Genomic DNA, 21,191 nt, shown 5'->3' with positions numbered 1-21,191 from the left:
TGGTGGGATGATGTCGAAAAAAATTAAGGTATTAATAGTTGATGACTCTGCTGTAGTGAGGCAGGTGCTGTCAACAATTATTGATTCCTCAAAAACGTTAGAAGTTATCGGTGTGGCCAGAGACCCGATGGATGCACGTGAAAAAATAAAACAGTTAAACCCTGACGTATTAACACTGGATATAGAAATGCCAAAAATGGATGGTGTTACTTTTCTTAAAAATCTTATGCGTTTAAGGCCGATGCCTGTTGTTATGATTTCCACATTAACAGAGCAGGGTGCTGATATTACCCTTGAAGCGCTGGATGTTGGTGCGGTTGATTTTATCTCCAAGCCAAAGATAGATGTGAAAGATGCATTGCAGGAATATAGCGTTGAGATTATTGAAAAACTGGAAATTGCGGGTCATGCAAAAGTTAGAGAATATAAACCTTCAGCTAACGTATTAAGAGTAGCTAAAAAACTTGATGCAGGTGCGGTGCTTGATAAAAAAGAAGGAAAGCTTCGTTTTAAAACGACTGATAAAATCGTTGCGCTTGGAGCATCGACAGGCGGAACAGAAGCCATTAAAGAAGTGTTAGAAAGTTTGCCCGCAAATTCACCGGGAATAGTTATTTCACAGCATATTCCTATTGCTTTTAGTAAGGCGTTTACTGAACGGGTGAATAAAACCTGTCAGATCGTGGTTTGTGAACCCACTGATGGTCAAAAAATATTACCGGGTCATGCATATATCGCACCGGGTGATAAACATCTTCTGGTTCAGCGCAGTGGAGCAGAATATATCTGTAAATTAAATGATGGTCCGCCGGTAAGCAGGCATAAACCGAGTGTTGATGTGATGTTTAGATCAGTAGCCCAGAATGTGGGGCCGAATGCAATGGGTGTTATGTTAACAGGAATGGGTGCTGATGGTGCGGAAGGTATGTTAGAAATGAAGCAGCAGGGTGCTTATAATATTTCACAGGATGAAGATAGTTGCGTTGTCTGGGGAATGCCCGGTGCAGCAGTTAAACTGGGAGCGGTGGATAAAGAGTTCACATTGAGTAAAATTGGCAAAGAAATTATTAAATATTGTGTTGAGTAATCTATGTTCTTTATAGCAGGAAAATAATGTGAAATTTATACTTACAGCAAGCGTATTATCTGTATTTGTTCTGATTTTTGAATTAGTAATTTCAAATGGTTCTTATGTGTTCGCCGAACTACTTATCATTATTTTGATATGGGCGTTCAGTAGTTATTTGTTATTGAGGGAAGTTAATAAAAATATGCAGAGTGCTGAAGTTGAAAATGAACAACTTCAGTCTGCAGTTGATTTATTAACCAACTCAAAAAATCAGTATCAGAAGTTATCAGAAGAATTGAAGGTAATCATGTCGAAGGTTGATGTGATGAAATCAATCGTATCAGAAGCGGTTGCCGGGCTATCCAATAGCTTTACCAGTTTATCAGAGCAGTCTTCATCCCAGGATGCATTAATGCATGAAATCATTGATGGTTTACAGGAGGGTAATGGCGAAAGTGGTGATAAAGGATTTATAGAAGAAACTAAAGATGTGCTGGAATACTTTGTAGAGAATATAACTGATGTTAGCCGTGGTGGTATGACCATGGTTTATACTGTTGATGATATTGAAGTACAGATGGATGAGGTGAATAAATTATTAAGTGAAATTAGCGGGATCGCTGATCAGACGAACTTATTAGCATTAAATGCAGCAATAGAAGCGGCGCGAGCTGGTGAAGCCGGTAGAGGTTTTGCGGTGGTGGCTGATGAAGTGCGTGCCCTGTCAAGAAATTCAAATAATTTGAATGATAAAATTCGTGATGTGGTTGAAAAATCAAAATCTAATATTGCTAAAGCTAAAGAAATAGTTGGTGAAATAGCCGGTAAAGATATGAGTGTGGCTATGCAGCATAAAGCCAGAGTCGATGAAGTATTAATATTAATGGATGAGAAAAATAATTTTGTAAGTGGGAAGCTGGATCTCGCTCAGAATATAGCGGCAAATGTTCAGCAGGGAGTTAATATTGCAGTGAGATCACTGCAGTTTGAAGATATTGCCAGACAGCAGTGTGAAGCGTTAAATTCACACATCTGCCTGGTTGATGACTTATTTACAGACATGCAATCATCTTTATCATCTGTAGAGCCAACTGAAATGGCAATGCCAGAAGTTAGTATGTTGATCTATAATCTTAATGAAAGTATTGAGCAGGTAACTGATAAAGCGAGAAGTATTCACTCTACGACGCAAAGTCAGGATGATATGAGTGAGGGTGAAATTGATCTGTTTTGAGAATGCCCCTTAATTTAACAGGAGTCTATTATGAGTATATCGATGAGTGTAGCTGGAGATAATAAAACAGCAACCATGAAAATAAGCGGACGATTTGATTTTAGTCTGCATAATGATTTTAGAAAAGCATATAAAGATGTGAATATCAGTGCCGGTCAGTATGCAGTTGACCTGTCAGCAACCGAGTATCTGGATAGTTCGGCGTTAGGTATGCTTTTGTTATTAAAAGAACATGCAGACTCTCAAAGCAGTACCGTTAAACTGGTTGGGTTTAGTGATGAAATAAAGGAGATTCTTACTATAGCCAGTTTTGATAAAATATTTACACTGGGTTAACTTATGGCTTTAAGTTTGAGCGAAGAAAAAATAGTTCTTGTTGTTGATGATGATCTTACTAACCGTATGGTTTTGTGTGCCTTACTAAAAGATTCTGGTTATGGTTTTATACAGGCAACAAATGGTGAAGAGGCTGTTAAGGCAGTTGAAGAGAATCATGTCGATATTATTTTACTAGACGTAATGATGCCTGTGATGGATGGTTACCAGGCTGCAAAAATTATTAAAAGTCGTCAGTCACGTTTTATACCTATTATTTTTCTTACCGCAATGACAGATGAATCTGCTTTAGCTAAATGTATTGACTCTGGTGGGGATGATTTTTTAACCAAGCCATTTAATCATGTGTTATTAAATTCAAAGATAGATTCAATGTTGCGAATAGGTGCTTTATATAAAAACATTGAAGAACAGAATGAAGAAATAAAAGAACAAAACCTGCAGGTACAGCAGGAGATGATTTTAACCCAGAAACTATTTCAAAAAATAATACGAAATGATTTGCGTGGGGAAAAAACCGGTTTACAGTATTCTATGTCACCCATGTCGATGTTTAATGGTGATCTGATTCTAGCTGAAAAAAACCAGACATCCGGGCTGGATGTATTGATTGGTGATTTTACAGGTCACGGACTATCGGCGGCAATTGGTGCATTACCTGTTTCAGATGTTTTTCATAGTATGACGCAGAAGTGTTTTTCATTTGTGGATATGCTAGCTGAGGCAAATTCAAAACTAATAGAATTACTACCTACACATATGTTTATGGCGGGTGGTTTAATCAGTATAGATAGAAGCAATAATGTACTGAGTGTTGTTAATGCCGGATTACCTGATATGTATCTGTTTCGTAAGGGCGAAATAATACATACTTTTAAGTCTAAAAATATCCCGCTTGGAATTAGTAAATTAGCCTCGTCTCAATTTGAGATTGAAATGCATACACTCGAATACGGCGACCGACTGATTGCTGCATCTGATGGAATTATGGAAGCCAATAATTCTGATGCTGAAATGTATGGTCTGGATCGCATGTTAAAGGTTTTTGAAAATACCGATCAGGGTACGGATCTTTTTGACGCTATTCTCACAAGTTGTAGTCAATTTTGTAAAGGTGCGGAGCAAACAGATGATATTACATTGCTTGAAGTAGCACATCAGGAGCAAATCGAATTTGCATCGGATAAAGAATTTAGTTATGAGCAAAGAGTGGCATCTGACTGGGCATTACAGTTTAGCCTCGATATAAAGAGCTTGCGTCAGTTTGATGTATTGCCATATATCATGCAGGCGGTGAATCAGTTACAACCGCTGGAAAGTGGCCGGAACAGTGTACATACGGTGTTAACAGAGATGTTTGCGAATGCGCTTGACCATGGTATTTTAAAACTTGATTCTTCAATGAAAAATACACCGCAGGGTTATATGGATTTTTATCAGGAAAAGCAGAAACGCCTTGAGTCTATGGAGGAGGGGAATATACAGATTTCATTACGACATGAACTTAATGGAGAGGGTGGAGGGCGTTTAAGCCTGAACCTTATGGATAGTGGTGAAGGTTATGACTTTAAAAATACCAATACAGATAAGAATGCATATTCTGGTCGAGGATTAAAGCTGGTGTCTTCACTGTGTACTGAAATGAAAGTGTTAGGTAAGGGAAACTCTGTTATGGCTTATTATGACTGGGGTATTAAAAAATCCTGAGCAGTTAAAACAGCACTGTGTAGTGCAGGTTAGTATTTTGTTAATTTATGCGTTTTTGCTTAAAAGTTGATCCATAATAATAAGAATATAGACTTACAGGTCCACAATAAACAATTCATTCTAACCTCTTTTTATATCAATCTTATTAGCCATAAAATTATTTCATGAGCGTAACCTGTTGATAAATATGCTTATAATATTTGGCGTGTAAAAATAACTTGCTTTTCAGCCAGCGCGAACTAAAGTGTCTATCAAGTATATTAATCATTGGCTTATATAGATTGCCAGAGAGTGCTGGAGAAATAAATGTCTACACCAATACCAGATCAGGATATTGATCAATTAGAAACCCATGAATGGCTTGATGCTATAGAAGGGGTGCTTAAATCTGATGGCGCAGATCGTGCGCATTATCTATTAGAACAGATGATCGATAAGTTACGCACTTCAGGGGCTAACTTACCTCATAAAGCGACTACAGCTTATGTAAATACCATTCCTACACATTTACAGGCAACCCTGCCAGGTGATAATGCTTTAGAGCGCAGAATTCGCGCATTAATTCGCTGGAATGCAGCCGCTATGGTTGTAAGAGCCAATAGAAAGGCATCTGAGTTAGGTGGACATATTGCGAGTTTTGCATCTGCTGCGACTTTATATGATATTGGTTTCAATCATTTCTGGCGTGCGCCTAGTCATGAGCACGGTGGTGATCTGGTATTCTTCCAGGGGCACTCTGCACCGGGTATGTATTCTCGAGCATTTCTAGAAGGTCGCTTGGATACCACTCAGTTAGATAATTTCCGTCAGGAAGTAGATGGTAATGGTTTATCTTCATATCCTCATCCATGGTTAATGCCTGATTTCTGGCAGTTCCCAACCGTTTCTATGGGTTTAGGTCCAATTAGTGCTATTTATCAGGCACGTTTTATGAAGTATTTACAGGATCGTAGCCTGGCTGATACCCGCGACCGTCAGGTCTGGTGCTTTATGGGTGACGGTGAAACTGATGAGCCTGAATCTTTAGGTGCGATTTCTTTAGCATCGCGTGAAAAATTAGATAATTTAACATTTGTCATTAACTGTAACCTGCAGCGCCTTGATGGCCCGGTTCGAGGTAATGGTAAAATTATTCAGGAATTAGAAGCTGTATTCCGTGGTGCTGGCTGGAAAGTTATTAAAGTATTATGGGGCGGTTACTGGGATCCATTGTTAGCGAAAGATCATGATGGTCTATTGCAAAAGCGTATGCTTGAAGCAGTTGATGGTGATTTCATGAATTACAAATCTAAAGATGGTGCTTATGTACGTGAGCATTTCTTTGGTAAATACCCTGAATTAAAAGCCATGGTTGCAGATATGTCAGATGATGATATCTGGCGTTTAAACCGTGGTGGTCATGATCCGCATAAAGTTTTTGCAGCTTATGCAGAAGCGGCGAAGTTAGATGGTCAACCTACTGTCGTTTTAGCTCACTCGGTTAAAGGTTACGGCATGGGTGCAGCGGGTGAAGGCCAGATGCGTACTCACTCGCAGAAGAAATTAGATGAAGAAGAAATGATTGCTTATAAAAATCGTTTCAATATTCCTATTACTGATGAGCAGGCGGCGAAATGTGAATACTATCGTCCTGATGAAAACTCAGAAGAAATGAAATACATGAAAGCGCAACGTGACAAGTTAGGTGGTCCAATGCCAGCTCGTCAGCGTTTAGCTGCGCCATTAGAAACACCTGATCTTTCTGTGTTTGAGCCGATTACCAAAGGTTCTGGCGATCGTGAAATGTCGACGACTATGGCATTTGTACGTTTATTAACATTAATTACCCGTGATAAAAAAATGGGTAAGTATGTTGTGCCAATCGTACCAGATGAAGCACGTACTTTCGGTATGGAAGGTATGTTCCGACAGCTTGGTATTTATTCTTCAGTGGGTCAGTTGTATACCCCGCAGGATAAAGAGCAGGTGATGTTTTATAAAGAAGATAAAACAGGACAGATTCTGGAAGAAGGTATTAATGAAGCCGGCGCAATGTCATCGTGGATTGCAGCGGCAACTTCTTACAGTACGCATAATGTAAATATGGTGCCATTTTATATTTACTATTCTATGTTTGGTTTCCAGCGTATTGGTGATCTGGCGTGGATGGCGGGTGATATGCAGGCACGTGGTTTCTTGCTTGGTGGTACAGCAGGTAGAACGACATTAGCCGGTGAAGGTTTACAGCATCAGGATGGTCATAGTTTCCTGGTCTCTGGCACCATTCCAAACTGTGTATCTTATGATCCAACATTTGCATATGAGCTTGCCATTATTATTCAAGACGGCATGCGTCGCATGTACCAGGATCAGGAAAATGTTTTCTATTACATTGCAGTAATGAATGAAAACTACATCCAGCCTGCTATGCCTAAAGGTTGTGAAGAAGGCGTAATTAAAGGCATGTACTTATTAAAAGGTGGCGGTAAACGTCGCAAGAAAGTACAGCTTATGGGGTCAGGTACTATTTTACGTGAAGTCATTGCAGCAGCAGAAATGTTAGACAAAGACTGGTCTATTGATGCAGATATCTGGAGCGTAACCAGCTTCAATGAATTAAAACGTGAAGGTGAAGCTGTTGATCGCTGGAACCGTTTGCATCCATTAGAAGATAAACGTTTAAGTTACGTTGAAAAATGTATGAAAGATAAACGCGGCCCTGTGGTTGCTGCAACTGATTACATACGTACCTATGCAGAGCAAATTCGTAAGTGGATTCCGGCTCAGTATGATGTGTTAGGTACTGATGGTTTTGGTCGTTCTGATACTCGAGCGCAATTACGTAAGCACTTTGAAGTGAATGCGAAATATGTAACGGTTGCCGCATTAATGGCACTGGCCGATGATGGTCAGTTCCCGGCGGGTAAAGTTCAGGAAGCGATAGAGAAGTATGGTATTAATCCTGAAAAACCGAATCCTGCTACGGCTTAGTATTTAACATTGTCATTCCTGGGTCTGCAGACATAGGAATGTAGCGACTTTAAAGTCACTAGACTCCTGCCTTCGCAGGAGTGAGCAAACGTAACAAATAAAAACAGTTAAACAACTGGAGTAAACCATGAGTGAAATGGTCGAAGTAAAAGTTCCTGATATTGGTGATTTCGATTCTGTTGAAATTATCGAAATTTTAGTTTCAGTCGGCGATCAAATTGCCGAAGAAGATTCTTTAATTACGGTTGAGTCTGATAAAGCCTCAATGGAAATTCCTAGCAGTCATACGGGAACAGTTAAAGAAATAAAAGTTAACATTGGTGAGTCAATTGCTGAAGGCGGCGTCGTGGTTGTTGTTGAGACATCTGCTAGTTCAGCACCTGTTGTTGAAGAGCCAGCAAAACAGGAAGCACCAGTAGTTGCGGCAAAAGTTGAGGAAGCGGCTAAACCGGTTTCTGCACCAGCGACAGCTCCTGCTGTAAGGCCTTCACCTACTGCTAATATTGATCCGGTTAGTTTTAAAAATGCACATGCATCACCAGCTGTTAGAAAATTTGCACGTGAGTTAGGTGTCGATCTGGGAAAAATTGGCGGTACAGGTCGTAATGAACGAATTGTAAAAGAAGATGTTCAAGCATTCGTTAAGCAGGTAATGTCGACTGGTGGTGCATCGGTTAATGGTGGTGCAGCATTAGGTGTTGAAGCAATGCCAGAAATTGATTTCAGCCAGTTTGGTGAAGTTGAAATTAAACCATTAAGTAAAATTAATAAATTAACTGGTAAGTTCCTGCATCGTAACTGGGTAACGATTCCTCATGTTACGCAATTTGATGAAGCAGATATAACATCACTTGAAGCTTTTCGTAAACAATCTAATAAAGAATATGAAAGAGAAGGTGTTAAGTTCACCATGTTATCTTTCATTATGAAAGCGGTAGCAGCCGGCCTTAAAAAATATCCACGTTTTAATTCTTCATTAGAGCCTAGTGGTGAAAATTTGATACTGAAAAATTATTTCAATATCGGAGTTGCTGTTGATACGCCAGATGGATTAGTTGTACCCGTTATACGTGATGTTGATAAAAAATCACTAGTAGAAATTTCAATGGAGCTGCGTGAACTTTCTGTTAAAGCACGAGATAAAAAATTAAAACCATCTGATATGCAGGGCGGCTGTATGTCTATTTCTAGTTTAGGTGGAATTGGTGGTACAAACTTTACACCTATTGTAAATGCACCTGAAGTGGCTATTTTAGGTGTGTCACGTGCGTCAATGAAGCCGGTCTGGAATGGTTCAGAATTTGAGCCCAAATTGATGTGCCCACTTTCACTTTCTTATGATCATCGTGTTGTTGATGGTGCAGATGGTGCACGATTTATTACCTACGTGAGTAGCTTGTTAGCAGATGCTCGTCGTCTACTGTTATAGGTTAGTACCCCATCGTCAGCTAAAGCTAACTTCCTACAAAAGCTAATGTTTATTTGTAGGAGCGAACTTTAGCTCGCGATGGGTGTACCCATAAATAAAAAATATTTTGAAAGGCTTAAAGTTATGAGCACAATAGAAGTAAATGTACCTGATATCGGTGATTTCGATTCAGTAGAAATTATCGAAGTTTTAGTAGCAGTAGGCGACCAGATTGCTGAAGAAGATTCACTCATAACAGTTGAATCTGACAAAGCATCAATGGAAATTCCATCACCTGCAGCTGGCACAGTGACATCGATAAAAGTTTCTGTTGGTGACTCTATTGCACAGGGCAGTTTAGTTTTAATGCTGGAAACCAGCGGTGAAGCTGCAGCTCCTGTAGAAACAAAAGCTGAACCTGCTAAAGAAGAAAAACCAGTAGAAACAGCTCAAGCTGCCCCGGCCGCCAGTAGCTTTTCCGGTGATGTAGATATTCAGGCACAAGTTGTCGTTTTAGGTTCTGGCCCTGGTGGTTACACCGCAGCATTTCGTGCAGCTGATTTAGGCAAGCAAGTTGTTTTAATTGAAAAAGATCCATATCTAGGTGGCGTATGTTTAAACGTAGGCTGTATACCATCAAAAGCACTATTGCATGTCGCAGAGGTTGTTAGTGAAGCTGAAGAGTTTTCTCATGAAGATTTAGGCGTTAAATTTACCAAACCAAAAATTGATAATAAAAAACTACGCGCATATAAAGACGGTGTAATAAGTAAATTAACCGGTGGTTTAAAATCCATGGCAAAACAGCGCAAAGTAACAACTGTGCATGGCTTTGGTAAATTCACATCAGCGAATACTATTGAAGTAGAAGCGAGTGATGGTACGAAACAGGTTGTAGGTTTTGAAAACTGTATTATTGCTGCCGGTTCATCTGTAACAAAACTTCCTTTTATTCCCTGGGATGATGAACGTGTATGGGATTCTACCGACGCACTGGAATTGCATAATATTCCTAAACGTTTATTAGTTGTGGGTGGTGGCATTATTGGTCTGGAAATGGCTACGGTTTATTCTGCATTAGGTGCAAAAGTTACCGTTGTTGAATTAAGCCCGGGTTTAATTCCAGGTGCAGATCGAGATTTAATTCGTCCATTTGAAAAATCACTTAAAAAGAAATATGAAAATATTTTCACCAGTACAAAAGTAACTGAGTTAATACCGGGCAAGAAAGGTATTACCTGTAAGTTTGAAGGTAAAAAAGCACCTGAAGAAGATACTTTTGATAACGTATTGGTTGCGATAGGTCGTTCACCGAATGGTAAATTAATTGATGCTGATAAAGCGGGTGTTGTGGTGAATGATCAGGGTTTTATTCCTGTTGATAACCAGATGCGCACTAATGTGAATAATATTTTTGCAATTGGTGATGTCGTGGGGCAGCCAATGCTTGCTCACAAAGCGACTCATGAAGCAAAAATTGCAGCTGAAGTGATTGATGGTCAAAAACGTTTCTTTGATGTGCGTACAATTCCATCGGTTGCCTATACTGCGCCAGAAGTTGCCTGGTGTGGCCAGACAGAAGATGAGCTTAAAGCAGAAGGTGTAGAGTACATTAAAGGCGCTTTCCCCTGGGCTGCCAGTGGTCGTGCTTTATCAGTTGGCGCTACTAATGGTGTTACCAAGGTGCTTTATGATAAGACAACACACCGTATGTTAGGTGCTGGTATTCTGGGCAAAAATGCAGGTGAGTTAATAGCTGAAGCTGCACTGGCAATTGAAATGGGTGCTGAAATGGATGACATAGCCATGACTATTCACCCTCATCCTACTTTGTCTGAGACATTGAATTTTGCGACTGAAGTTGCTGAAGGTACCTGTACCGATATTTATATGCCGAAGAAAAAGAAATAAATTACCCTGCTATGGCACATCTCCATCGGGGATGGACCTCGCTCTTTGAGCTCCGTCCCCTGTATTAATTCCGATCAGATCGGCAGAGCGATGAACGACTCCGCACAACTCTCGGTGGTCTCGACCAGGGGAAAGAGCGCCAAAAAACGGCGTTCTTTCCCCGATGGAGATGTGTCATAGCAGTGTACAAACTGCAATTACCCATAGCAAAAGCAAAAAAACAATTCCCCAAAATCCCTACTAAACTCTTAGTAATACCATTAAACAGGCAGTTATGATGGAAGCAAGGGATGTAAAAAATACAGAACAGGCGCGACAGATAGTTGAGGAACGCGGTTTAAAGCATGTCAAAGTAGGTGTGTTTGATATTGATGGTGTGATGCGTGGAAAATATATGTCCAGAGAGAAATTCTTCTCTGCACTGGATAATGGCTTTGGTTTTTGTGATGTTGTTCTTGGTTGGGATGTTAAAGACCAGCTTTATGATAATGCAAAATATACCGGTTGGCATACAGGTTACCCTGATGCATCGGTCAGAATTTTACCTGATAGTTGTCGAGAACTTCCATTAGAAGACAATACGTTATTTTTTCTTGCTGAATTTAGTAATCAAGCAGAAGATATTTGTCCAAGATCAGTTTTAAGAAGAGTGATAAAAAAAGCTAAGGATATGGGGCTTGAAATATTTTCGGGTTTTGAATATGAGTTTTTTGTTTTTAATGAAACAGCCCAAAGTGTTCGTGAAAAAAAATACCAGAATTTGCAGCCTCTAACACCGGGTGAGTTTGGCTACTCGGTAATAAGAAATACCGTAGAGTCAGACACTTATAATGACATATTAAATTTATCTGAAGAAATGGATTTTAATATAGAAGGTTTGCATGAGGAAACAGGGCCAGGTGTTCTGGAAGCGGCTCTTACCTACAGTGATGCTTTATCATCTGCTGATAAAGCATCACTGTTTAAAACCTTCACAAAAATTGCTTTACAGAAAAAAGGGAAAATAGCGACTTTTATGGCCAGATGGTCAGAGGATTATCCCGGACAAAGTGGCCATATTCATGTATCTGTTAAGGACAGTAATGGGGGAGCATTGTTTTATGATAAAAATGAAAAAAATAATATGAGTGAGATGATGGCTCATTTTATTGCGGGACAACAAAAGTTGATGCCTGAGTTTCTTGCAATGATTGCACCGACCATTAACTCATATCGCAGATTGATTCCTGGTTACTGGGCACCTACTGAAGCCAGTGTGGGTATAGATAACAGAACCTGCGCGATAAGAATTATTCCCGGAAACGAAAAATCACAACGACTTGAATATAGAATCGCTGCTGCAGATGCTAATCCGTACATTATTCTCGCAGCGGTAATTGCGTCAGGTTTATGGGGTGTGGAAAATAAACTGGCTATTGATTCAATGGTAAAAGGTAATGCTTATGATCAGCATTTTCCTGATCATTTAAAACTATTGTCTAATTTATGGGATGCGACTCAGAAACTTAAATCATCTGATGTAGCAAGAGACTATTTTGGTAGTGCTTTTGTCGATCATTATGTGGCAAGCCGTGAGTGGGAAGATCGGGAGTTTAGAAAACATATATCTCAATGGGAACTTAACAGATATTTTGAGATTATATAATGACAGTTAAAATTGTTTCACCTGTTGATGGTTCTATTGTTGCCGAAAGGGAAACAGCTTCATTAACGCAAATAAAAAAAGTGTTACAGAATGCGCTTTCTGCAAAAAACAGCTGGAAATCAATAGCAGTATCAGAACGTGCAATACTGTGTCATAAAGCCATTGATAAACTTCTGGAAAATGGCGAAGACATAGCGAGAGAAATTACACAGCAAATGGGTAGGCCTATAAAGTATGCGCCAGGTGAATTACAAGGTTTAGAAGAACGTGCCCGTTACATGATAGATATAGCGACTGAGGAGTTAGCTGATATCAGAATAGAGGAAAGTGAAGAGTTTAACCGTTATATCAAAAGAGAATCGTTAGGTGTTGTGCTTACGATAGCCCCATGGAATTACCCGTATTTAACCGCTATTAATTCTATCGTACCTGCATTAATGGCGGGTAACTGTGTAATATTAAAACATTCTGCCCAGACATTATTATGTGCAGAAAGATTTTGTCAGGCATTTGAGCAAGCAGGATTTGGTGAAGGAGTTTTTCAATACCTGCATCTGGATCATCAGCAGACAACAGAGTTAGTTAAAAATAAACTTATAAACTTTGTATCGTTTACAGGCTCGGTATCGGGCGGTGAAGCTATTGAAAAATCTATGGCAGGTTTATTTAAGGGAGTAGGGCTTGAGCTGGGAGGTAAAGACCCTGCTTATGTAAGAAGTGATGCTGATATAAACTTAGCAGTTGAAAACCTCGTTGATGGTGCATTTTTCAATTCAGGCCAGTCGTGCTGTGGAATTGAACGAATATATTTGCATATGGATATTTATGATGACTTTATTAAAAAATATACAAATACTGTTAACCAGTATGTATTGGGTGATCCGTTTGATATAACGACTACGTTAGGACCGATGGTAAACAGTAAATCGGCTGAATATATACGTGAGCAAATAAAACAGGCCTGTAATGCGGGAGCCATATCTTGCATTGATGAAAAAAAATTTCCGCTTAGTAAGATAGGTACTGCTTATTTAGCACCGCAGGTATTATTAAATGTTGATCATAATATGTCAGTTATGAAAGATGAAAGTTTTGGCCCGGTAGTGGGTATTATGAAAGTTAATAATGATGATGAAGCAGTTCAGCTGATGAATGATAGTTCTTATGGATTAACTGCCTCAATCTGGACAAATGATAAAGAGGCTGCAATAAGTATTGGTGATCAGTTACAGACAGGTACCGTATTTATGAATCGTTGTGATTATCTTGATCCTGCCCTTTCATGGGTAGGCGTAAAAAAATCAGGTAGAGGTTGCTCTTTGTCTGTGTTGGGCTATCAACAACTAACAAGGCCCAAATCTTTTCATCTTAAGTCGAGTTAACTCATGATTAATAAAATAGATATGACGAGTGAAATTGATTTAAAAGGTAACTGGAATTACCCAACCTTAATTAATTTTGGAACTGGAAGTGTAGAGTCAGTATATGAATCATGCAGAAAATTAAAAATAACTAAACCATTACTAGTGACTGACTCGGGTCTGGTTAAACTGAATATTGTTACTGATTTAATTAAAACAGTAAAATCTAAAGGCTTATATATTCAGGTGTATAGCAATGTTAAACCTAATCCTACGGGGGATAACGTAATACAGGGTGTTAAGGAATATCACGTGCATAACTGTGATGGCGTTATTGCTATGGGTGGAGGCAGTGCACTGGATGCGGGTAAAACGATTGCTTTAATGGCAAGACAGAAATATTCATTGTGGGATTTTGAAGATGTGGGTGATAACTGGCAACGAGTAAATCCTGAAGGTATAGCGCCCTGTATTGCAATACCTACAACTGCGGGTACCGGATCTGAAGTAGGTCGTGCTTCGGTTATTGTTGATGAGGATTCACTGACAAAAAAAATTATATTTCATCCTGATATGTTACCGAATGTGGTAATTTCTGATGCACAGTTAACGCTGGCATTACCGGCAAATATTACTGCTGCAACGGGTATGGATGCTTTTGTACATAATCTGGAAGCCTATTGTGTTAATGGTTATCACCCTATGGCTGATGGCATAGCTTTGGAAGGCATGCGTTTAGTTAAAGAGTGGTTGCCCGAAGCAGTTGCAAATGGTGACAATCTTGTAGCGCGTAGTCATATGCTGGTTGCATCTACAATGGGTGCGACTGCTTTTCAAAAAGGACTGGGTGCTGTGCATGCCCTGGCTCATCCTTTAGGTGCTATCTATGATAAACACCATGGTTTATTAAACGCTATTTTATTACCTTATGTGTTGGTTAAAAATAAATCAGTAATAAGTATAAAGGTAAGTCATATAGCAAGATGTCTAAATCTGGATAGTACTGATTTTGATAGCTTCTTTAGCTGGTTACTTGAATTTAGAAAGTCGTTAGGTATACCAGATGACTTACAGTCTATAGGTATAAATGCAGATAAGAGTGAGTTGATCGGGCAATTAGCTAGTATAGACCCGACGGCATCTGGTAATCCGATTAATTTTACCGCTGACCAATATTGTGAAATATTTATAAATGCAGTTAATGGAAAGTTATAATTTCAGGTTGGTTAAATGAAAATAGGCATATTAGAAACAGATATTGTTGATGATAAAGTAATTGATGAATTTGGTAGTTATCCTGATATGTTTCGTAAACTGTTGTTAACAGTTGATAAGCAGTTGTCTTTTCAAGCTTATCGGGTTCTTGATTTTGAATACCCATTATTCATTGATGAATGTGATGCCTATTTAATTACGGGTAGTAAGTTTAATGCATATGACAATGATCCGTGGATAGGTCGACTTAAAGAGTATGTTGTTGAACTGGTAGATCGTAGAAAAAAACTAATTGGTATTTGTTTTGGGCATCAGCTTATTGCTCAGGCATTAACGGGTCAGGTAGAGAAAAGTGAAAAAGGCTGGGGGGTTGGCGTTTATTCAAGTCATGTAATTGGGCATGAAAAATGGATGTTACCTGCTATAAATGACTTTACATTACTGCTGAGTCATCAGGATCAGATAGTGAAATTGCCTGATTCAGCTAAGTTGATTGCGGGTAACGAATTTTGCCCTAATGCCAGTTATATGATATCTGACAGTGTGTTAACTTTTCAGGGACATCCCGAATTCACGGTCGATTATTTGAAATATATAATGAATAAAAGAAGGGCGAATATTGGTGAGCAAGAGTATCAAAAGGGTATACGTTCTTTGAGTGAAGCTGTAGATAGTAAAGAAGTGGCTAAATGGATTGTAAATTTTATCAAAAATTAATTTTTAACTCATATTAAAGAACATGTATCCCTAAGGTGTAAATAAGCTGTTTTCTAAATCGAGTAATTTCTTTTTTGTTGGTACGCCGCCAGCATATCCTACAAGTGCTCCATTATTACCAATGATTCGATGGCAGGGTACTATAATTGAAATTGCATTTGCACCATTTGCATTAGCCACAGCTCTTACGGCTTTTATTTTCGAAATGCTGGTCGCAAGATCCAGATAACTACAGGTTTTACCGTAAGGAATTTTCATTAAACCCTTCCAGACATTTTTCTGAAAATCTGTGCCCACAAATCTTATAGGTAAATCGAATGTTCTACGTTTGTATTCAAAATACTCATTGAGTTGTTGGCGAGTGTTATCCAGAACTTCATTGTTGATTTCATTATAGCCAGCATTAAGTTTTGTCTGTAGGCGACTATCAATGCTATCTCTCATTTTACGATAACGCCAGTCAGCCATAACCAGTTCATCGTCATAAGAGCCCAGAATTAATTCACCATAGGCAGTTTTAAAATACTGAATGTTAATTTCTTGCATTTACTTATCCAGTTTACAGGAAGTCAGGTAGGAGTCGGAGTGCCGACCTCGAAGCGTTATTTATCAGTTAAAAATAATAAGCAATATCTATTTGAATGAAATCATCCTCTTCAATGCCTTTTAAACGACTTAAACGATCTATTTTATTAAAGCCGCGAACCTCTAATGTGCCAGTCCAGTTTTCAGCAAATCGTTTACTGGCTTCAAGGCTAATTAAACGTTCCTGGTTATCCATATCATAAATAACACCCAGTAAGGCCTCACTAGAATCTGCGTCATTCATGGCAAGTCTTAGCCCCACCATAATATCATTTTGAAAAATAGCCGTCGCTTCAATGCCCCTGTCATCATATAAATATTCCATTACCAGACCCAGATCTGCATCTGATTCATAGACACCTACAAAGGTATATTCAAATCCACCAGTCATCGCAAAGAAGTTCTCATCGACCAGTTGAGCATTATTAGAATCTATATTTTGCCAGTCACGCACAATAGCTTCCAGCTTCCATAGCCACTCTTCAGTTGTGAGCTGTGCATCAATGCTGGCCTGTTGCATCTGTGGATAATAAGGCGTTAATACTGTTTGTCCATTGCTGCTTCCTGGAATAAATAGAGGCTCACGACTGGTACCATTAAAATACCCCAGACCAAGCTCAAAATCACCAAAATATTGAAACCAGCGTAGTGCATAATCGACATGCTGCTCTTCATCTGGTGATTCATAATTTGTCTGGTTGCTATCTACAACCGGGAATGCACGGGGGCGACCTTCAATATCCTGAAATGTGCGTTCTCTGAAATAGGGAAGAATAAACAGGTCAACCATCCCCCAGTCTTTTTCAAAACTGGCTTTAATCATAGGCTGGCCTAACTTGTCTTCTCCATCGGTGTTTTCTACATTATCGGTTTGATTAATTACATCAACCAGATGCTGTGATTCTGTTACGCCCCAGTAAACTTTACTGATGCCTAAACGTAACTCCCAGCTGTTATATACCTGTTCATAAAATAACTCGCGAATATCAGCATGGCTACGTTCATTGTCATGCTGATCAATGCGCACAAAAGGAGTGAAGGTAAAGCTTTTATCATCACTGTTAAGGTCACTATAATATTCAATTTCAGATGAAATTGAGAGGTAGTTATTGTACTGTTCAGGGTTTTGAGCCAGTGGCTCGTGTAAAAAATAACGATTCTGAAAAGTAATGTCACCGGACCACTCAGCCATACTCTGAAATGATGTTAACGTTAATGTGATTAGCGTCAAAACAGGTAATGTATATATTCTCGAAATTATCTTCATTCTAATGGCTCGAATCGTTGCAGGTGTTTTATTTCTTCAGTTATTTCAGGGGATGGGTAATAAAAACCCATTAGCTCCATTAACTCAGGTGATGCAATGTTTTTACTCTTACTACGTATTATTGTTTGTACTAATGCGCTGGATATCAATTTCCCTTTACTGAATATCTTCTGTTCTATCCAAATCCATTTATCATCCCAGTATATTACCTGACTATGTAATTCATACTTTTGAAATGGTTTTAATGGTCGCCTGAAACGTGTATGTATTGAGCCAACAAGACCGAACCATTTTTTTCTGTAAATTATTCTTAATAAACCTGTTCGTAACATAATATCAGCACGGCCTAAATCCATAATGCTATTATATCGGCCGTTATTCATATGCATATTTATATCGAGATCATTTGGTAACACATAAAATTTTAGAATAGATTTATCCATTAAATCGAGTCTGGGTTTCCAGTACGATTTAATGAGTAAAATAAGTAATCTTAGATATAAGTTCATAAAATGATAGTCGTAATTCGTAAGAAAATATCTGCAGAACCTTTATTATTCACCGATATACGAATAAATTCCTATTACTGTCTTTTTTGTCTGGACTATAGAGTTCATAAAAATATTATTAGCAACGCCTGTGCTGCTTATTTCGCTCTCTTTAAGCTGTTTCGATTAAAGTCTTTCTCTGTAAGTCCGGTTTTAAACTTATAATTTTCCCAGCTAAGCGTAGTCGATTTACCAGTTTGATGGTTTGACATATGCATTGAATCTGCGCGCCAGAATTTATTCAGGTATTGTTGGTAGCCAGTATAAGTTAGTGTTTTTAATAGTGTGTTTTTTCGATCATAAAAATCAATTTTCTCAGCGCGGTATTCCTGTTTGTTAACCCAGGCAACCTGTCGTGTATATCCGGAATGCTTGTAAGCCGGGTAGCGTTCTACTACAAAACAATCTATGCCGTTTACTATGTCGTCTTTTATATACTTATATGTATATTTATCAACTTCCTGTGATGATATATCTTCATAAGCAAATTCACTGCCCATAAAAGGACCTGATTTGTTTTTTGAACTGATGCGTTTTACGCGTTTAAGAGCAGGTAGATATAACCATTGTTCATCAGGTTTGAGTGCATGTGAATAGGTAAGGGAAGCGGTGCCCTTTATGTCCTTTGGTGTATTGAATATGGATAAACCTTTATCTCCATCACCGGTAACTTCAAGTGTTTTTACTTTAACTTCACGTGAATTAGTTTGACCCTGCTTATTTTTCAGAATCATTTTCATGTTTGCAGTTGAATCAACAAAACCCGTATCACGAATATCTGCTTCTTTAGCTATTTCCAGACCTCGTGCAGTATTATCGGCATGAGCTGAAGTAATGTAGCTAAGAAGAAGAAATGTGCTGGCTACAGTCTTTGTGAATTGATTTTTTGTCATGTTTATTCCTTAAGCGGTTTTGTTTTTGTCTGAGTCAATTGCCATTAGTAACGGCGGCAGTAATAGAAAATCAAGAATTAATGCTACAGCAATGATAATACTGGTCATTAATCCCATGCCTGAATTGAGCTCGAAATTTGATTGTGCAAGAATCATAAAGCCAGAAATTAATACTGCTGAAGTCACCCATAAAGCCACCCCTACATTATTAAATGCATAACGAACTGCATCCTGACTGTTCAGGTTATGTTCTTTTCTTGCACGTATGTATTTACTCATAAAGTGAATTGTATCATCCACTACAATACCTAACGTCATAGCAGTAACAATTGATAGAGCTAGCCCTACCTCACCAACTACCAGACCCCATATTCCAAACGCCACACCTGCCGGGAACAGATTAGGTATCAGGCTCAGTAATCCGTATTTAACAGATTTAAGTGCAATAATTAATATTAGTGATATTAAAACTAAAGCTATGGTGGTACCGCTCAACATACTGATGATATTACGCTTACCAATATGTGCAAACATAATGGAAGGGCTGGCACCATCAGTTGTTATATCTGGTGTGTTGGCCTTCATCCAGTCATTAACACGGTTTTCAAGAGCCAGTAATTCATTTGATGATATTGTTTTTAATATAACATTAACTTTAGTTGATTGTTTTGCTACATCAATTTGGTTATTTAAATCAAGGCCATAGGGGAGTGACATTTCATAAAGCAGTAGATATTGTGCGCCAAGCTCTCTGTTATCAGGTAACTTATAATAGGATTCATCATCACCGTGCATATTTTTATTCAGGCGTTTAAATGTATCCGTGATTGTGCTGACGTGTAAAACTTCATCCTGTGTTTCATACCAGTTTGCAAACTGTTCTACCTGAGATAAAAATTCAGGTCTACTAACACCTTCTTTTTCACCGCTATCCAGTGAGTAAGCAATAGTGTAAGTGCCGGTAAGATTTTCGGTTGTAAAATCTGTATCACGTCTGAACTCTATTGACTCATCAAAGTATTTTACAAATACATCATTGAGATCATTTTGAGGAATCATGGCGATAAAAATCATAACGATTGTAGTGAATGTTATTAATAATGCATTACGTTTTTCTACAACAAAATCACCTAGTCTTTTCATAAGCCCGGTGCCAGCGATAAAGTGTTTGGCTTTTATGGGTAAAATAAACATGATTGCGGGTAAAAATGTAACCGTTAATGCAAATGCACCGAGTACACCAAAGGTAGACATATTTCCAAGATCACCAAATGGGGGAGCATCGCTTGAGTTCAGGCTTAAAAAACCCAGGGCTGTTGTAATGGTTGTGAGGAAAATGGGCATAAAATTCACACGCATACTTTCTACAATGGCATCGTGTTTGCTGGTTCCCTTATGGATTTCCTGCAACATCGTAACCAGTAAATGAACGGCACCTGCTATTGCAATCGTCAAGATAATGATGGGTGCAGAGGCTGAAGGCGGAGTCAGTTTTATGCCGAAATGACCACCCGCACCCATTCCAATAACAATAGAGCAGATAACCAGAATAATGGTTGCTGCTGTTCCACTAAAACCTTTAAGTAGTAATAAAAGTACAACGGCAATAACTCCAAAAGCCATGGGTATGAGGGTTTGTCCATCAGCCTGGCTGGCTTCAGGAAAAGCATTGTTCATCATTACCATGCCGGCTAAACGAAAATCGATTTCAGGGTAATTAGCTTTAGCTTCGGCTAGCATTTTTCGGGCATAAGCAACTGTTGCAGGGTTCTCTTTCATCTGATCAATGCCAGGCAGTTGAACGGTTACATTGATGCCGGTATGCGCAGAATTAAGCGAAATAAGTCTTGCTGCCAGTGCGGGCTCTTTAAGGGCAACCTGCTGAGCATAATCTAATTGCTTCTTCGTCATGGCATCGGGTTCTAATACCAGATCATCAACAATTAAATCATCTTCTTCAGCATAGGTGTGCTGGAAATTAGTAACAGAGTCGACTCGGATAGAGTGGGGGATTTGCCATGCTTCTTCAGTTATTGCCTGAATAGCAGACAGGTTTTCAGGCGTAAATACATTGCCATTTTTAGGTGAGATAACAAACATAACGTTGTCATCTTTAGTGTAGGTGTCCTGCAGGTTTTCAAATGCATTTAACTGAGGATTATCTTTACTGAAGAATACGCGATAATCATTAGAGAAAGGCAATAAATTTGGTGCACCACTACCAATAATACCCACCATAACGAGTGATAGTATTATTACAAGGTAACGCCACTTTAAAATCCATTCAGTGTATCTAACAAGCATGGGGGTCTCCAGATTCTTGGT

At 38.8% G+C, this 21,191-nt stretch carries 16 protein-coding genes; 11 read left to right on the top strand and 5 right to left on the bottom strand.

Annotation, left to right across the window (positions count from 1 at the left end; all coding sequences use genetic code 11):
• Positions 1 to 10: 10 nt before the first annotated feature.
• The 11 genes from DIZ80_04210 to DIZ80_04160 all read left to right on the top strand — a co-directional run bounded on the left by DIZ80_04210 (position 11) and on the right by DIZ80_04160 (position 15,573).
• Positions 11 to 1,087 carry a chemotaxis response regulator protein-glutamate methylesterase gene (locus DIZ80_04210; GenBank protein ID RDH84679.1) on the top strand — a complete coding sequence of 359 codons (1,077 nt, stop codon included), beginning with the start codon at positions 11 to 13 and terminating at the stop codon, positions 1,085 to 1,087.
• Between the two features lie 28 nt (positions 1,088 to 1,115).
• Positions 1,116 to 2,303, top strand: coding sequence for a hypothetical protein (locus DIZ80_04205; protein ID RDH84678.1), 1,188 nt, complete (start codon positions 1,116 to 1,118; stop codon positions 2,301 to 2,303).
• A 30-nt stretch (positions 2,304 to 2,333) separates the two neighbouring features.
• Complete coding sequence (locus tag DIZ80_04200; GenBank protein ID RDH84677.1) at positions 2,334 to 2,639, top strand: anti-anti-sigma factor; 306 nt, start codon at positions 2,334 to 2,336, stop codon at positions 2,637 to 2,639.
• 3 nt (positions 2,640 to 2,642) lie between these two features.
• Positions 2,643 to 4,346 (top strand): hypothetical protein, encoded by a 1,704-nt coding sequence (locus DIZ80_04195; GenBank protein ID RDH84676.1) that lies wholly within the window; start codon positions 2,643 to 2,645, stop codon positions 4,344 to 4,346.
• Positions 4,347 to 4,652: 306 nt separating this feature from the next.
• Entirely contained in the window at positions 4,653 to 7,316 is a 2,664-nt protein-coding gene (gene aceE, locus DIZ80_04190) for a pyruvate dehydrogenase (acetyl-transferring), homodimeric type (GenBank protein ID RDH84675.1), read from the top strand.
• A 127-nt stretch (positions 7,317 to 7,443) separates the two neighbouring features.
• Positions 7,444 to 8,745 (top strand): dihydrolipoyllysine-residue acetyltransferase, encoded by a 1,302-nt coding sequence (gene aceF, locus DIZ80_04185; protein RDH84674.1) that lies wholly within the window; start codon positions 7,444 to 7,446, stop codon positions 8,743 to 8,745.
• 123 nt (positions 8,746 to 8,868) lie between these two features.
• Positions 8,869 to 10,635 carry a dihydrolipoyl dehydrogenase gene (lpdA, locus tag DIZ80_04180; protein ID RDH85030.1) on the top strand — a complete coding sequence of 589 codons (1,767 nt, stop codon included), beginning with the start codon at positions 8,869 to 8,871 and terminating at the stop codon, positions 10,633 to 10,635.
• 274 nt (positions 10,636 to 10,909) lie between these two features.
• Complete coding sequence (locus DIZ80_04175; protein ID RDH84673.1) at positions 10,910 to 12,280, top strand: glutamine synthetase; 1,371 nt, start codon at positions 10,910 to 10,912, stop codon at positions 12,278 to 12,280.
• Positions 12,280 to 13,662, top strand: coding sequence for an aldehyde dehydrogenase (locus tag DIZ80_04170; GenBank protein RDH84672.1), 1,383 nt, complete (start codon positions 12,280 to 12,282; stop codon positions 13,660 to 13,662). Before DIZ80_04175 ends, DIZ80_04170 begins: the two co-directional genes overlap by 1 nt.
• Positions 13,663 to 13,683: 21 nt before the next feature.
• A complete protein-coding gene (locus tag DIZ80_04165) occupies positions 13,684 to 14,856 on the top strand; it encodes an alcohol dehydrogenase (GenBank protein RDH85029.1) in 1,173 nt (390 codons plus the stop codon).
• Positions 14,857 to 14,871: 15 nt separating this feature from the next.
• A complete protein-coding gene (locus tag DIZ80_04160; GenBank protein RDH84671.1) occupies positions 14,872 to 15,573 on the top strand; it encodes a GMP synthase in 702 nt (233 codons plus the stop codon).
• Positions 15,574 to 15,603: 30 nt separating this feature from the next.
• Here the strand turns inward: DIZ80_04160 and DIZ80_04155 are convergent, their stop codons facing one another.
• From DIZ80_04155 to DIZ80_04135, 5 genes are all read right to left on the bottom strand, one after another.
• Positions 15,604 to 16,119, bottom strand: coding sequence for a cysteine methyltransferase (locus DIZ80_04155; GenBank protein ID RDH84670.1), 516 nt, complete (start codon positions 16,117 to 16,119; stop codon positions 15,604 to 15,606).
• A 67-nt stretch (positions 16,120 to 16,186) separates the two neighbouring features.
• Positions 16,187 to 17,425: a hypothetical protein gene (locus DIZ80_04150; GenBank protein ID RDH84669.1), complete on the bottom strand. Its 1,239-nt coding sequence runs from the start codon at positions 17,423 to 17,425 to the stop codon at positions 16,187 to 16,189.
• Entirely contained in the window at positions 17,422 to 17,934 is a 513-nt protein-coding gene (locus DIZ80_04145) for a thioesterase (protein ID RDH84668.1), read from the bottom strand. Before DIZ80_04145 ends, DIZ80_04150 begins: the two co-directional genes overlap by 4 nt.
• 137 nt (positions 17,935 to 18,071) lie before the next feature.
• The gene (locus tag DIZ80_04140) at positions 18,072 to 18,866 is read right to left on the bottom strand and encodes an outer membrane lipoprotein-sorting protein (protein ID RDH84667.1); all 795 of its coding nucleotides are present in this window, start codon (positions 18,864 to 18,866) and stop codon (positions 18,072 to 18,074) included.
• 9 nt (positions 18,867 to 18,875) lie between these two features.
• The gene (locus tag DIZ80_04135) at positions 18,876 to 21,170 is read right to left on the bottom strand and encodes an RND transporter (GenBank protein RDH84666.1); all 2,295 of its coding nucleotides are present in this window, start codon (positions 21,168 to 21,170) and stop codon (positions 18,876 to 18,878) included.
• Between the last annotated feature and the right edge of the window lie 21 nt (positions 21,171 to 21,191).

The organism is endosymbiont of Galathealinum brachiosum, assembly GCA_003349885.1.
Classification (GTDB): domain Bacteria; phylum Pseudomonadota; class Gammaproteobacteria; order SZUA-229; family SZUA-229; genus SZUA-229.
This window is presented reverse-complemented; position numbering and strand designations above follow the sequence as displayed.